This window comes from Cellulophaga algicola DSM 14237, from assembly GCF_000186265.1.
Lineage (GTDB): Bacteria > Bacteroidota > Bacteroidia > Flavobacteriales > Flavobacteriaceae > Cellulophaga > Cellulophaga algicola.
This window is the reverse complement of record NC_014934.1, coordinates 261293-277166: the sequence shown is the minus strand read 5'-3', so window position 1 is coordinate 277166 and position 15874 is coordinate 261293. Positions and strand designations below refer to the sequence as shown.

13 protein-coding genes are annotated in these 15874 nt (G+C 34.0%); 4 read left to right on the top strand and 9 right to left on the bottom strand.

Going from position 1 to position 15874, the window contains the following annotated elements:
- Positions 1 to 67 precede the first annotated feature (67 nt).
- On the bottom strand, positions 68 to 2725 hold the full coding sequence (locus tag CELAL_RS01275; protein ID WP_013549097.1) for a ligand-binding sensor domain-containing protein: 2658 nt from the start codon (positions 2723 to 2725) through the stop codon (positions 68 to 70).
- A 609-nt stretch (positions 2726 to 3334) separates the two neighbouring features.
- On the opposite strand from CELAL_RS01275, the gene CELAL_RS01270 reads away from it, so the two are divergent.
- Together CELAL_RS01270 and CELAL_RS01265 are read left to right on the top strand one after the other, a co-directional pair.
- Complete coding sequence (locus tag CELAL_RS01270) at positions 3335 to 4630, top strand: PQQ-dependent sugar dehydrogenase (RefSeq protein WP_013549096.1); 1296 nt, start codon at positions 3335 to 3337, stop codon at positions 4628 to 4630.
- A gap of 26 nt (positions 4631 to 4656) precedes the next feature.
- Entirely contained in the window at positions 4657 to 6951 is a 2295-nt protein-coding gene (locus CELAL_RS01265; protein ID WP_013549095.1) for a TonB-dependent receptor family protein, read from the top strand.
- Positions 6952 to 7095: 144 nt separating this feature from the next.
- Here the strand turns inward: CELAL_RS01265 and CELAL_RS01260 are convergent, their stop codons facing one another.
- From CELAL_RS01260 to CELAL_RS21310, 3 genes are all read right to left on the bottom strand, one after another.
- Entirely contained in the window at positions 7096 to 7614 is a 519-nt protein-coding gene (locus CELAL_RS01260) for a hypothetical protein (protein ID WP_245529672.1), read from the bottom strand.
- 364 nt (positions 7615 to 7978) lie between these two features.
- Entirely contained in the window at positions 7979 to 8737 is a 759-nt protein-coding gene (locus CELAL_RS01255) for a ThuA domain-containing protein (RefSeq protein WP_013549093.1), read from the bottom strand.
- 26 nt (positions 8738 to 8763) lie between these two features.
- Entirely contained in the window at positions 8764 to 10068 is a 1305-nt protein-coding gene (locus CELAL_RS21310) for a sugar phosphate isomerase/epimerase family protein (RefSeq protein WP_013549092.1), read from the bottom strand.
- Positions 10069 to 10426: 358 nt separating this feature from the next.
- Here CELAL_RS21310 and CELAL_RS01245 point away from each other — a divergent pair, with 358 nt between their 5' ends.
- The gene (locus CELAL_RS01245; protein WP_013549091.1) at positions 10427 to 10837 is read left to right on the top strand and encodes a hypothetical protein; all 411 of its coding nucleotides are present in this window, start codon (positions 10427 to 10429) and stop codon (positions 10835 to 10837) included.
- A 1053-nt stretch (positions 10838 to 11890) separates the two neighbouring features.
- Here the strand turns inward: CELAL_RS01245 and CELAL_RS01240 are convergent.
- The gene (locus CELAL_RS01240) at positions 11891 to 12682 is read right to left on the bottom strand and encodes a hypothetical protein (RefSeq protein WP_013549089.1); all 792 of its coding nucleotides are present in this window, start codon (positions 12680 to 12682) and stop codon (positions 11891 to 11893) included.
- A gap of 11 nt (positions 12683 to 12693) precedes the next feature.
- On the bottom strand, positions 12694 to 13386 hold the full coding sequence (locus CELAL_RS01235) for a hypothetical protein (protein ID WP_013549088.1): 693 nt from the start codon (positions 13384 to 13386) through the stop codon (positions 12694 to 12696).
- Positions 13387 to 13463: 77 nt separating this feature from the next.
- On the opposite strand from CELAL_RS01235, the gene CELAL_RS01230 reads away from it, so the two are divergent.
- Positions 13464 to 13880 carry a winged helix-turn-helix transcriptional regulator gene (locus CELAL_RS01230; protein WP_013549087.1) on the top strand — a complete coding sequence of 139 codons (417 nt, stop codon included), beginning with the start codon at positions 13464 to 13466 and terminating at the stop codon, positions 13878 to 13880.
- Between the two features lie 158 nt (positions 13881 to 14038).
- On the opposite strand, the gene CELAL_RS01225 is transcribed toward CELAL_RS01230, so the two are convergent.
- The 3 genes from CELAL_RS01225 to CELAL_RS01215 all read right to left on the bottom strand — a co-directional run bounded on the left by CELAL_RS01225 (position 14039) and on the right by CELAL_RS01215 (position 15845).
- A complete protein-coding gene (locus CELAL_RS01225) occupies positions 14039 to 14533 on the bottom strand; it encodes a PPC domain-containing DNA-binding protein (protein ID WP_013549086.1) in 495 nt (164 codons plus the stop codon).
- Positions 14534 to 14552: 19 nt separating this feature from the next.
- Positions 14553 to 14843 (bottom strand): putative quinol monooxygenase, encoded by a 291-nt coding sequence (locus tag CELAL_RS01220; protein ID WP_013549085.1) that lies wholly within the window; start codon positions 14841 to 14843, stop codon positions 14553 to 14555.
- Between the two features lie 273 nt (positions 14844 to 15116).
- On the bottom strand, positions 15117 to 15845 hold the full coding sequence (locus tag CELAL_RS01215; RefSeq protein WP_041557402.1) for a hypothetical protein: 729 nt from the start codon (positions 15843 to 15845) through the stop codon (positions 15117 to 15119).
- Positions 15846 to 15874: the final 29 nt, after the last annotated feature.

Genomic DNA, 15874 nt, shown 5'->3' with positions numbered 1-15874 from the left:
AATCAGTGATTAAGCCGTTACCATTTTTAACAGATTTATTTATATACTTAAGATATGTTTTTTGTTCTTAATCTAAATTTTTATTCCCTTCTAATAGCTGTGTAAGGCCATGAATATTGTTAAGAGGGCTTCTAAGGTCATGTGCCATAATTCCAATAATCCCATCCTTTTCTCGATCTAGCTCTTCCAGTTTTTGGTTGTTTCGCAGGAGTTCTTTTGTTTGTTTAGTGACTTCAATTTGAAGCATAGTTTTGGTTCTCTTTAATCTTTTGATACGTAAATAATAGAAAGTGAAAAGGGATCCAATGATTAGTAAAATGCTAAATATTCTAAACCATAATGTTTTATACCAAGGCGGACTAATGTTGATGGTTAAAGAGGTTTCTTGTTCATTCCAGACCCCTTCATTATTAGAGCCTTTTATCTTCAAAATATATGTTTTTGGATCTAAATTTGTAAAAGTCAAATCATGCTTAGTACCATATTCAATCCATTGATCATTAAATCCTTCTAATTTGTATTTGTATTGATTGAATTGTGAATTGGTAAATTCTAATGCAGCAAATTCAAAGGTGATATTATTTTGATTGTACTGTAGGTCAATGACTTTTAATTCGGAAATGCTTTGATTAAAGGACGTCGATTCATTATTGATTTTAACATCCGTAAAAACTACGTTAGGTATGTATTCATTACTTTTTATAGTATTGGGATTGAAAATTGTAAACCCAGAGGTACCCCCTACGATGAGGTTTCCGTCTAATCCTTGCGCATGACCTCCCATATCTAGAATATTATTTCCGGGTACGGTGATATTTTTAAATTGTATATTTTCAGGGTCAGTTTTTGACCATCCGTTAGGGGTAGTCAGCCAAATATTGCCATCAATGCCTGGGAGAATTCCAAAGATAATAGTACTAGGTAGACCGTTTTCAATGTTATAATTTTTGAATTTTTTAGTTTTCGGGTCAAATATCGCTAAGCCGCTTCTAGTGCCAATCCATAATTTATTAGAACTATCACGGTACAGGGATCTAATCTTGTTTCCATTGATACAGTTCGTACAACCTTCTTCATTTTCATAGGATTCAATTTTAAGCGTATTGGTGTTGAGTGCATGTAACCCGCTGTTGCTTCCAATATATAATACGGAATCTGATGCTTTTAACATGCATTTTACATCTAGGTTAAATAAAAAGGTATTGGGCTCATTATTGGTGTAGATGCGTTTAAGCTCTCTAGTTATGGTATTAAAGCTAACTAGGCCAGCTCCAACAGTGGCAATTAATAATTGGCCAGCTTCAACCTCATAAATACTTTGAATATGGCCTATTTTGCTGGCTAACGGACTATCTGCAAAACCCAAGGCTAAGCTGAATTTATCCTGCTTTTGATCGTAGGTGTAGAGTCCGCCACTTTGTGTACCTACCCATATGTCATTATTTTGAGAACGATAGATCGCACGGATTTTGGTAGTATAGGCATCGGCTCTGTATTTAAAATCGGATATATAATTTCTATACTGTTCAGAATTAGGATTAAATCTACTGAGTCCGTTATTAGTTCCTATCCATATGCTGCCGTCTGGGTCTTGCATTATGGCTCGGACGTTATTGTTTACCAATGAATTACGATCGTCGTTATTTTTTTCCCAATGATGAAAATTCAAGTTTTTAAGATTAAATTTGTTCAATCCGTTACCTAGGGTCGCCATCCAAATATTTCTAGATTTATCTACGAGTACATCTTCAACAGAATTACTGCCAATTTTATAAGCGGAGTTACTATCAGCCTTGTAAATAGTAGTCTCATGAGTCTTCATGTTGTAGTTTATTAAACCGCTGCCATTTGAACATAGCCAAATGCTTCCCTTATGGTCATTATAAATCTTCCAGATACACATATCACTAACAGCACTTTTATGTTCACCATCTAATGACATCTCTGTAAATGGTTCTGTTTTTGTGTTCAATATGGCCAAGCCATTATCCGTACCTATCCATAATATTCCTTTCGAAAAATATAAATCGTTTATAAATTCTGATGGGAGTTGGCTTTTATTGGAGGAGTTTAAATGGGGCCGAGAAAACGTACCAGTCGAGGGAATAAAGTAATACAGACCTTGAAACTCATCTCCCACCCAAAGGTTGCCTTTGTGATCTTCTGTTATTGCTTTTAGAGAAAATTCGCAGTTTTGACATTCATTGGGCTGGATCCAATGCTGAAAAGTTAGTTTGTCACGATCTAGTAAATTTAAACCATTTTTTGTGCCTAACCATAATCTTGACTGGCTATCCTCGTATATGCGATGTACTACATTGCTGCTAATAGATGTTGAATCATTTTTTCTATGAGTAAATCTCGTGATAACATCGGTAGCAGTATTGTAATGATTAAGTCCGCCACCTTCTGTGCCAATCCATATATTGCCATCTTTATCTTCTAGAAGGCTAGTAATCCAATTTTCAGATAGTGTATTACTATTGTTTGGGTCATGTTTAAAGATTCTAGATTGATAGCCATCATAACGGTTTAATCCGTTATTGGAGCCAATCCAAATAAACCCTTTGGAGTCTTCAATAATGCAGGTAGGATAATTGGAGGAAAGTCCATTTTCAATTCCAATTTTTTCTAAAAATTGACTTTTTGATTGCCCATTAAGATTCAGTGCCATTAGGATACAAAATACCAAAGCAAAGAATATATGGGAGGGGGAATACTGCATGTGTCAGTTAATTTTTAAAGAACCAGAATCATAAAATACGATCAAAAAGAAAAGCAAAGTTCTTCTTTTTGAGAAATGTATTGTATCAATAATCTTTATCCAATCCTAAAGATATAAAAAGTGTACCCAATTTTATAGTTTTCTTAACATCTAAAGTTTAGACCTCTTTCTTTATATAAGAAATAAAATTTGGTTTTTTCAAACAAAAGAGATGTCAAGCAATTTTTAATATGGTGTAAAATAGTGAATACAATTACAGCATATATCTCTAGGTTTAGTCCGCAAATTAAAGCTATAGTTTTAAAATTGAATTTTATTTCAGAGGATAAATGGGAGAGTGTCAAAAGCACTTAAAAACCGTTCAGGATACTTTTTGGAATAATAATAGTTTTAATTATCTTGCTTCTTGAAAGCTATTTTTCTTAGCTGCTTAATGCTGGTTTACACCAACTCTCTTGGGCATTAGGATAGTTGAAATTCTAATTTTTAATTTATTACCACCATAAAAAATCAGAAAGAGATGACATTAATTATGTTAAAATTTTTTTAAAATAGCGTTTGAGTTAATACACATATCATGAATCTTATATTTTCATAAAAACTTTAACAATGAAGAAAACTACTACCTTATTACTCATCGCTATGGCTACGGTACTCCTTGGCTGTAAAACTAAAGAAAAAAATAAAATAGAAGTATCTGAAGATGTAAAAAACAGGATTTCTGAGCAACCTGCAGATACCGTTCAAACAGCTATTGGTGCGCTTATTTTGCCAAAACCATATGCCACAGAATCTGTAAGCAAACAAAATAAACTTGTAGATTGGCCCGCTGGTAAAACGCCAACGGCTCCAGAAGGATTTGAAGTCACCAAATTTGCCGATGGGTTCCAAAATCCGCGTTGGACCTATATTGGACCAAATGGTGACATATTTGTATGTGAAGCCAATACTAGAAATAGTGCAGGACGCATTACTTTATTAAGGGATACCAATGAGGACGGTACGTTTGAAATGCGGGAGGCTTTTCTTGAAGAATTGAAACAACCATTGGGGATGTTAATTATTAAGAATAGTTTCTACGTAGCCAATACAGACGGACTCTATAAATATCCTTATGAAAAAGGACAAACAAAATTAAATCCTTCTCAAGGCGAAAAAATTGTAAACCTTCCTGCCGGTGGGTATAATAATCACTGGACACGGAATATTATTACCAACAAAGCTGAAGATAAAATTTATATTTCTGTGGGTTCAGCAAGTAATGTTGCCGAATATGGTATGGAGGAAGAAGTTCGTCGTGCTAATATCTTAGAGGTGGATATAGACGGCGGTAATGAAATAATATATGCTAGCGGACTCAGAAATCCGGTAGGGATGGACTGGAATCCAGTAAATGGTGAGCTATGGACTGCTGTAAATGAGCGAGATAAAATTGGAGATAATTTGGTGCCAGATTATGTAACTAGTGTAAAAAAAGGAGGCTTTTATGGTTGGCCTTATGCGTACTACGGTAATATACCAGACCCTAGATTAAAAGGCGCTGCGCCAGATTTAGTAGCAAAAGCAATTGTGCCAGATGTGTCTGTAGGACCACATACTGCATCTTTAGGTTTAACCTTTTATGATCAGAATAGTTTTCCGGAAAAATATAAGAATGGTGTATTTGTAGGACAACACGGCTCTTGGAATCGCTCGGAGCTTTCTGGATATCGTGTGGTGTTTATTCCTTTTCAAGAGGGTAAGCCCATGTCCGAACCAGAAGATTTTCTTACCGGATTTATTTCTGAAAGCAGTGATACCGAAGTATATGGGAGACCAGTTTGCGTAACCGTTATGCCCACAGGAGATTTATTAGTCAATGATGATTCTGCTAATACCATCTGGAAAGTAAGTTATATCAAATAGTTTCTCTCAATCAAGCTTAGAAAAACATGAGATTTTTATCATTAAATTTATTGGTAGTGGCTATCTTTATACTCACTACAGTACAAAAAACACATGCTCAAAATTTTAAGGGTCGTGTGACTGACGAAACTAATACACCACTTTCAGAAGTTGCAATTTTTTGGAATAGTAAAATGATTTCTAAAACCGATGTAGATGGAATTTTCACCCTAGCTGAAAAGCATCAGCTCCCTTTGAAAATTACACTTCAACATCCAGGTTATTATAGTAAAGAAGTTGTACTCTCTAAGAATAGTACCATATTTCAACTATCTGTGCTAGAAAATCCGCAAACTCTTGAGGAGGTAATTATATCTTCTACGTATCAAAAGCAGAGTAAAGTTATTATTCCAACCTCTAGAACAACAGCAATTAAATTGGATCAATACAGTCCTGTTGATTTAGTCGCTGCTATAAATGAGACACCTGGGGTTTATATACAAAGCGGTGCCCTGAATACAAACAGAATTGTGATCCGTGGAGTAGGTTCTCGAACCTTATATGGAACAAATAAAATTAGAGCTTATTTTAATGGTATTCCCATTACCAACGGAGCCGGATCTACAGCTATTGATGCTTTTAACTCAGAAGATATTGCAGATATAGAAGTAGTAAAGGGCCCAAAAGCTACCCAGTATGGGACTAATTTAGGGGGAACCCTATTATTGAATTCTAAACAAGCTTCAGCTGGTGAAACCTATCTGAAATCCAGTAATACTCTAGGAAGTTATGGTTTGATGAAAAATAGTATTTCTGTGGCTACCGCAGCTAATAACTCCACATTCAATCTTAATTACGATCATATGGAGTTTGATGGTTATCGAGATAATAGTAGGTATGAGCGAAGTACTGTTCTTTTAAATTCTAGCTACTCTTTCGATGAAAAAAATGTAATTGGCCTATTGTTTAATTACACCGATTACAACGCGCAAATTCCAAGTTCTATTAGCAAGACGGCCTTTGAGGAAGACCCCACCCAAGCGGCATTTACTTGGGGTACTGCGCAAGGTTACGAGGATAATAAGCAAGTGCTTGCAGGGTTACATTATACACACCTATTTTCTAAAAATTTTAGTAATACCACGGCTATATTTTATAACTACTTAGATCATTATGAGCCACGACCATTTAATATTTTAGACGAATTTACTAATGGCTATGGAATGCGTACACTCTTTGCAAAAGACTTCATTTTTTTAGATAATAAAGCAAATTTAAGTTTCGGAGGGGAGTTTTATAGCGATCAATACAATTGGAAAACTAAAGAAAATTTATACGAGGATACTAATGGGAGTGGTAGTTTAGAAGGAACACTTCTCAGTAACAATATAGAAAACCGAAATAACTTAACTATTTTTGCCACTATAACACTACCTATCACTGAAAAACTAAAAGCGCAGTTAGGTGTAAATATTAATAAGACCAATTATGATTTTATAGATGTGTTTACTATTGGAGTGAATAATAAGGATGCTAAGCGTAATTTTGATCCTATTTTTGCTCCCAATTTAAACGTGTTATATCAATTAAATTCAAATGCAAACGCTTACGTAAATGTAAGCCGCGGATTTAACTATCCATCTATTGAAGAAACCCTAACGCCAGAAGGTATTATCAATCCCGAACTGGGGCCAGAAATAGGTGTTAATTACGAAGTAGGTAATGAGTTCTATGCGTTTAATCGAGCATTACACCTGCAGTTTTCTGCTTACTTACTAGATATTGATAATTTATTAGTGGCAGAGCGTGTTGGTGATGATCAGTATATAGGTAGAAATGCGGGAAAAACAGAACATAAGGGGCTTGAACTATCTATGTCATACGTGCACACCTTTACAAATGGCTTAATGGTCTCTCCGTATATCAATGCCGAAATTACACAGCATAGATTCATAGACTTTGTAGATAGAACAGCAAGTTATTCAGGTAACGACCTAACAGGAGTGCCTAAAGAAAAAGTAAACGGAGGCCTCCGCGTGGGACTTAAAAATTTAAGTCTAAATACTAATGCACTTCATATAGGAGCTATGCCTCTTGATGATGCCAATACATTGTATTCGGATGCATATACCATTTTTAATACCAAGCTATCTTATAAAAGCACCATTACAGATAGCCTTTCAGTTGAAGTTAATGTAGGGGTAAACAATTTTACCGACAAAACTTATGCCTCCTCAATACTTATCAATGCCGCAGGATTTGGCGGTTCAGAACCTCGTTATTATTATCCAGGAATGCCGAGAAATTGGTTTGGTGGCGTAAAAATTGAGTATGGCCTATGAGTAAAGCGCTAAGAACTAAAAAATAGGTTTAAATACTGAAAAGAAACAATAAGGAGTACTGATACCGTGCTGGTGTATAATGATGTCAATGTTTAGCATAAATATGCACGTATATTTTATGCGTTAAAAGTGATAGTTGCTAGTTTACTGATTGTTTTCATCAAGGTTAAATTTCGGTACGAAATAATTTAGATACAAAATCATTGCTAGATAGGTTAGTATTAACGTAGGTACATTAGAATTGAAGCCCAAATCAAAATCTGGTATATGAAATAATTGTCTAAAAGAAGTTGTTGCAATTGATAGCATGAAAACGATGCCAAATACGAAGAGGCCTATAATAGAAGCTTTGTATTTAGATGTATGTAGCACTCCTTTCTGTGCTTCTTGTTTAAAGAAATACCACAGAATTAAAATACAGAAAACGGTTTCTATGGCTATAGCTAAATAAACATTTGTTGCATAAAGTCCTAGAGCAACCTCTGGAGTTTCTTTTCCAAATAGGTGATGTGGGTTACCTGAAAAGAAATCTAGAATAAAGTGCCCAGCGACTAATGCCGTACCTACAACACCAATTTTGGTACTCTTAAATAAAATTTTACCTGCGAGAAAGATGAAAAGTAACCAAAATATTTGAGGAAGCAAATCGTGAATATACAGCATATCCACAGTCATATTACGCAATATAATATCTAGCACATCATTGGACCCTGTAGGTTCTAAGCCTGTTATAAGAAATGTAAAGCACAATAAATCCTGTAACTGCGAGGCTACTAAAAATAGAGTAGACTTCCTTTTGGAAATTTTTAATTTGCGATTAATGCGATGGTATAATGTCCTGCTAGCATAAGTACGGAAATTAACTTATAGTAATAAGTTCCTTAAAAATTATTAAAAGGGAATACAAATGATAAAAAGGGTAGGTCACCTCTGATGACATACTCCATGACATCTATAGCCTAACCTTAGAGAAAAGAAAGACCATAGATAAAGTGGTAATATGTCCTACAATTCGTTAATAATATGATTACTTTATCGCACCTTTCGCAGCCCAGTAGATACCACCAAACAAATGGTCTAAATACGCCTGATTATGGAAAGCTTCTGGCTTATGCCCAAGTGTAGTATAAAAAGAGCGTCCTCCTTCGTAAAATTGATACCACGCGATAGGATGGCTTTTACCCATACCTAATAGTGGTATTTCATCATACCCCTTTTGGTAATCATAGGTGTTTTCATCTACAGAAAGGAGTACTTTAATATGTTCTGATTTTAGAAGTTCAAAATTGTACCATTCTTCACTCCACAACCATTTTTCAGGTAGGTGAAGATTTGATGGAAAATTTAGGTCATGATTTGTGAGTACCGCTGTTTGAAATTGAGGGTGGTCCTTGAAAACTCCGCCTACAAGATTATCAAACCATAGGTTTCTTATTTTACTATCGGAAGTAGAGTGGACGCCCACAAAACCTTTCCCGTTATGGAGGTGAGTTTTTAGAACTTCAAGCTGGTCATCGGTTAGGCTATCAGCATCGGCATTTAAAAATACAACCACATCGTAGGATGGTAATTTTAAGGCAAGATCTTCGGGACTTTGCGTCCAATCAAATTTAAACTGATGTTCAGTGGCCATTTTATGGAAAGCGTCTACCGCAGTGGGAATAGACTCATAATGCCAGGTATCGTGTACGGTAAACAACAACACCTTAAATTGGTCTTGGGCAAAAGCCATTTGGTTGCAAGTGAAAATGATAAAACAGGTTAATGATAAAATTCTTGTTTTCATAAGGTTTATATGTTGAGAATAGATTGTTATAATATGTTAAAGTATAAATAGTTCCAAGCTGCATTAATGCTATACCATACAGGGTAATTATAAGCTTCTACTTCTGCCACAATATAGTTAACGCCTGCTGTTTCTGCATATTCAAAGTAGCGCTCAAAATCCATTTTTCCGCTCTGCCCAAGTTCTTTGTAATCTTTTACATGCCAGCTTATAAAACGGTGTTCATATTTTTTGAAGTAGTCAATAGGGTTTATTTGTGAAAAATGCATCCAATACAGGTCCGCTTGAAAACTAACATATTCCGGATCAGTGTTTTCCAGGAGGTAGTCATAAACGATCTTGTTTTCTACGGTTTTAAATTCATCGGAATGATTGTGGTAGGCGAATCTGATTCCTCTTTCTTGGCATAGTTTTCCAATAGCCGTATAGTATTCAGCATACCTTTTTAGTTCCGCAAGGGTCTTAATTTCTTTAATTTGATTATTGGATATGGTAAGGTATTCTACACCAGCTTGTTTGTGGTCCTCGATGCATTCCTTCCACCATTTCATAGCTTTTTTCCAAGCTTGCTGGTCCTTGGAAGGGAGGTCATAGAAGGTCATAGATCCCGTAAATTTCAAGTGGTTATCTTCTACCAATTTTTTAAAATCCAAAGGGGATAATCCATAAAAAGAACGATCCTTATATACGAAAGTTTCTATATAACTATAGCCCATTCTATCGAGGAATTTCAAGGTCTCTTTAGGATTTTTTTGCATTTGTTCGTGTACCGAAACCAGTTGAATACCAATATTTTTATCTTTTGGATTCTTTTTGATATAGCGGGTTTGCCAGAGCAATTCGTTCTGCGGGTTTACTCCCTTTAGATAAACATCAGTTTGATTTTTAAAATCAAAACTAACCGTCATGGTTTCTTTGCCGGTAAAATCCCGGTCTTTCATTATCCAGTCCGTGTCGCTAGTAAATTCTCCCGCGCCAAGGAACATGTCACCTTGAACACTTTTACCCAAAGCAAAAATTGAATCGGTCTTGGTGTCGTGCCCAATAAGTTCTGTTAAAGTATGCTTGTAGCTATTTCCATCCCATTGCAAAACCTCTACGGACATTGCGGAATGATCTATTTTGGGATAGTTGTTCATTTTTATGAGCGGTAGATTGGCCACACTGTCCGTCTTATAATCAATTGAACTAACCCAAGATCCTAGATACTGCTGTAACCTATCTGATTGTTTTGGAATGTGCATTTGTGAGAAAACAGTATTTGTTCCTATTAAAAGAAGCAGTGCTATGGTTTTATGGGTAAACCGATGTAAACTAAAATTGTAATTCATCCTTCAAATCTTGTGGTAGTAAATTTAAATGAGTTGCTGTTCTATGACTATAAGCTTTGAAGCTATGATTGCAACGGGTGTTGCAAATGGGTAATAATGCTTGCCTGAAGCCATAGTAATGGGTTCCAGAATTGGTAAGACCTCTGCGACTATCACCCTACCTGTAGGAGTGTAAATTCCAATGTTTTTAAGATAACTGCTAACAAACAAGAAGGAATGCCACATGAATGCTATGCAATGCACAATTTATTATAGTGTTGCAGTCCTGTACTATTTACCTTCGGAGCATAAAGAGCCCTTAGAGATTTTCTTAAAGAATCGCCATAAAATGGATAGTCTTATTATATAAATACAACTCATGAAGAATATACTTTTTACAGCATTGATGATGCTATTTGTAATCAATTTATCGAATGCACAAGCTGCCGCTAAGGAAAATATGGAAAACGAAAAATCAGAGAAATTGCTATTAACCATTTTTTTAAAACACGATCAGTCCATGAATCTAAACGAGATAGAGGATATTAGGAATGAACAGGGTTTTTATAAAAATTTTCCTCCTGAAGGGGTTTCTGTAGTCAATTGGTACGTAGTCATGGGGATAGGTCAAATGGTGGTGCTGGAGTTGCCCGCCTCAAAACTCAAAGAGGTGAATTTGGCCATAGAAAGAACGGCTTGGAAAGCTTTTCGATCAGAAGTTTATCCTACTTACGATTTGTACCCGATTATAGAGCATAAGTTGGGTAACAAGTCTAAAGTAAGCTACTAAGTATGGTGCCAACTCCTCCAGATTATAGTATTGTAAACAGGTTAAAATAATTTGGAGGAGTCAAAATGTGCAAACAAATAGGCTTATTTTTTTTATCAGTGCAGCAGCTCTCTGGAGTTCGCAACACAAGTTTGTTTCAAAACTAATTTTTAGGGGGTATTGTAGCTATTTTTCCTGCTATCATATCGGGGACTAATAAGCTGTCTTTATCTTCGTTTGGATGAAAACCTGCGGTAGATGCTAGTCCTACTATAAGTAGTGTGGAAGCTTCTGTTTTCCGAACTTTTCCAAGGGCTCAACTGCTTACATAATAGTTGCCTTTACTATCTTGTTTTACGACATCAGCACCTTTAAATTACCGCTTTTAGCGGACAAAGCACTCCATTTTTGTTACTAGAAAATTACCTTTAAAAAAGGCAGCGATCATAATATTTTCCGTAGTAGTCTCTACCTACGCTATTGGGGTATAATATAAGAGGAGAGGTATCTTGTTTTATAGTGATACGTCTTTTTTAATCTACATGATATATACGCCCTAAGTCAGGAACATTTTTTGCTTCCTTACTAGCTAGCGGTCATAAGTTATGATTAGGATCACGCATGTATTGGGTAGTTCCCATATTAAAGGAATCTGTTCCATATAGTTCTCTTAATTCTTTGATTAAAAGAATGCTATCACTCATAAATTGACGTAAAATTTTTTAAGGCAAATAATCTCTGAAATTTTTATCTGACTTACTTGTCGTAAATGATAACGGCTGATTTTTATCAATTAAAAGTACCTAAGATTACTTCTTTCTTTCAATAAATAAGAAGCAGTTGTTACTCCAACTATTCCAACACCACAGATTACAATAGTAGTTGTTTCTTTCATAGGTTTAGGTACTTTTAATTTCAAAAAAAACAGGTATGTATAACTTAAGTTAGCTTTTGTATATAGAATAGTTAGTTACTTACTTTCGTGTAGCACTATTATTAATTAAAGACAAAAGTAGGTTTAGTTTAAATCTAAACTGCAATTGTTTTTATAGCTTGTTATATGCCGTTTTTGTTCTATTCTTTTACTATTTTTTGTGTAAAAATAGGTTTTCCTTTTAAAGCCTGAATTAGTGTGGTGGTTGCAAGAAGACCGTAAAGTATTGAAATAACTATGGTTGCTTTTGTATTTTTAAAAATATAAAAGGAAAGTAGTGGTACTAGTTGTAAGGCATGCATTCCTATAAAGTGAGAAACTCTTAAATCGCCTACAGTCTTACTCCAACCTAGAATCCACAAATTCGAATTATCATTGATAGCTCCAACACTGTGGTTCATACGAGAACCCATTAACCCCCCTTCAAATGAAAAAACAACAAAAATAAAGATACCCAAACGAATTGACCAAACATAATAACTAGGTAAATTTGGAAAAGACTGTGTAAAAAAAAGTAAGCCAGTATAAGCAGTATATAGTGTAATAAGTACTGCTGATAAACCCATTAATGAATATAAAATTGAATAGGTAGGTGTGCTACTATTGAAGTGAGATAATTGTCCTTTGGATGCTTGAAAAATAATATATGCAAGTTGAAAACCGAACAATATTAGTACTATATAATTAAAAGGTGTGACATTAAAGTCGGAAAGATAATGGCAGTACCAAGCCATAGTCCAAGAATATAAGCCTATTGATACTGCAAATTTGAAAGGCTTAAACCAAGCGTTTACTCCATTTATTTGTGTCGACGTTGTTTTTGTCAAAACGATGCAAACTATGGACAGAATTAAACATAACAAGCCAAAATAAAATAAGTACTCGTTACGAATTTTCAATTCTTTTATAAAGCCGACAATTCCTTCTATCATAGTTCCGTTTTTTAAGCAACCTTGTATTTCGGAACAAAATAATTTAAGCAATAAAGCATAACTGCATACGTAAAAATAAGCGTAGGCATATTAGTATTAAAACCTAAATCAAATTCAGGAATACTTAAAAGCTCTCTAAAAGAGCGTGTTGCAATTAGTGACATGAAAATAATTCCATAAGCGAAAACAGAAATAATACTTACTTTATTTTTAGTAGTTCGTATAATTCCTTTTTTTGCCTCACCTCTAAAGAAATACCAAAGTGCGCCAATGCTGAAGATGGCTTCTATTAAAATGGCTAAATATGTGCTGGAGGCATAAAGACCAAGGCCAGCTTCCATTGTACCTGCTCCAAACAGATGATGCATATGACCAGAAAAGAAATCTAATACAAAGTGGACAAAGACTAACACCATACTTACTAATCCTATTTGCGTGCTTTTAAATAATAATTTTCCGATTACAAATGCGATAGCTAGCCAGAATAATAAAGGCGCTAAATCATGGCTATATAACATATCAACTGCCATATTACTTAAGGTAGCATCAAAAGCATCACTCGGGTCAGTAGGTTCAAGTCCTAAATAATGAAAAGTAAACCATAAAATATCCTGCAATTGTGAGATAATTAAAAAATACAATAGGATTCCTTTTGGGAATTTTTGTTTGGCTATTAGTGCTGTGGTAAAATGACCTGCTAACATAATTTTTGTATTTTTGCTATTGAATTGAAAGCAAAAGTAATAATTACTATCGAATTAGTAGTAATAATTCCTAAAAAATGAAAAAAGAATTTCGTTCTGGTTGTCCAATCTCTTCTGCACTCGATGTTGTAGGTGATAAATGGTCTTTGTTAATTATCCGAGATATGTTGATTAAACATAAAAAGACGTTCAAAGAAATATCAGATTCGGACGAGAGGATAGCTCCAAGTATTTTGTCTGCACGATTAAAATTATTGGAATCTTATAACTTAATATCCAAAACAAAAATACCTGAGAATAAAAAAGAGAATATTTATTTGTTGACAGAAAAAGGAATCCGATTAACTCCAATAATCATTGAATTTAGTTTGTGGGGCGATGCTAATATGCGAGAATTTAATAAAATAAACGATATAGAAGGTTTGAATTCAGATAAGTCTTATGTTATTCAAACGGTTCAAGAGAGTTATAATTGTATGTTGCTTAATTTATGATAATGTTACTCTCAAATATCTTACAACGGCTAGTATATAAAAAACAGGAGATTTTGAAATACTAAACTTTCGGTTAAGCAAAAAGCTTGACACGAACCAAAAGCCTTAAATGGACTACTATTTTCCTGTTTTTTATGTACTTTATTGCCTATATACTTCTAAAAATCGTACAAGTTTAGACCAGTTTCCTCATCAGAATAACGATTAACGGTTCCATCAAAACTTTCTATAACAAATTCTCCAGCGCCATTAATTTTAGCGGTAAGCAAATGTCCTGCTAATGCTGTGTAATCGTAACGCCCAAGTGTTACATGAATGTGTATGTAGTGCTTGTCATTTTGTTGAGATATATTACCTGTTATGTTGGTAATTTCCATTTGTTCGGTGAAAGTTTTATCTACAAATTTTTTAGTAGCAGGATCCCGAATTCGTAAAGTAGCTTCATTAACAGCTCCAATACCTGTAATTGTTCCTGCTTTTATATCATGTTCTGTAACAAACGCAGTGATTGCTTTTGTAATCTCAGAATGGTTTTGAATACTTACAACATATTTATCACCAAATTGCTTGTAAGTGTACAGTTTAGAATTTGATTGTGCATTTGCTAAAAAAGATACGGCAAAACAGACTACTATAAAGAATAAATTTTTCATTTTGTATTAAATTTTAAATTTAATAAGACGCTCTTATTATATCTATCGTTAAACTATCGGCCTTTTCTCCAAGCTCGGTCTTTAATATTAAAAAATGCTCTGTTTGATTATGAAAATCAATTGCTTGCTGAGATTTCCATTCTTCCAAAATTATGACCTTTGAGCTATTATTAATATCTTCATGTAATACATACGAGATATTACCTTCCTCTTTCCGTGTAGCATCGGTTACCGTTTGCAGCATATTTAAAACATCTTCTTTGAATTCAGGTTTTACAATAATTGTAGCTATAATTTTTAATTTACTCATAATAAATACTATTTAAATTAATTTTTTTGATATACTTTCTTTTGTGAGTCCAGACCTTTAATATGAACTTTTAATTGAGTTTGAATAGTTCTCTTTGATTTTTTTTATCTATTTCTCATTACGTAGAATGTTTTTTTTTTACGTTGCTGTGTATGATTAGTTACGTATTTTAAGTACTAGAGTTAGCAAATATAAAGTCTGGTAGGGCCTTTGTAGATTGGTTAGAACCCTCAATGAAATACACACGGTATGGTATATACGTTTTTATTTTTTCTATTCTTTAACAAAGTTTTCTCCTTCGCCAATTAAAGTAAAACGTGTATTTTCTTTTCCACTTCCAATTTTCAATGTTTTGTCAAGTCCATTCTCGAAATTTAAGCTTACTGATTTGTTATTCAGTTCAAATTTTCCCTTTAATTTTTTTCCATCTCCATTATCAAATAAGAATGTTCCATTATCGAAAAAACTTACTTTTCTAACGGCATAATGTGGTGTCAACCAATTTCCAATGAGTTCATTAATTGTATAAGATTTAAGGTCATAGTCCTTTTTTAGGGTCAAATCGTTCATTTTCGAATAGCCTTTCTGTTTTCCATTTTTGAGTAGTTTTAAAAATATTCCCATTGATTCCTTGGTTTCTCCCATTAAATTATTCTCAATGATATAATTCCATTCATCACTTTTAAATACGTAATGATATCCTCCACCTGTTCCTTGTTGTTCAATTTTCCCGTCATAAAGGATAAGGTTTGGTTCGTTAAATATTGACTTTGGCTTATCCCAAGAAGTGTATCTTAAATTACCATTTTTAAGATTGTCAATTTTAATAATGAACTTTTCATTTTCACAATGAATAATGTTGTTCTCAACTTCAGAATTGAGTTCTAATATTTGCTCTTTTACTTCAAGCTCTTTTGTTTTCGATTCTATTTTATTTTCCTTTTCCGAATTTTTACACGAAAAAATGCTAATTACTAGTATTAAACTTAAAATTTTTCTCATTAATTATTGATTTGTCAAATGCATAAAGT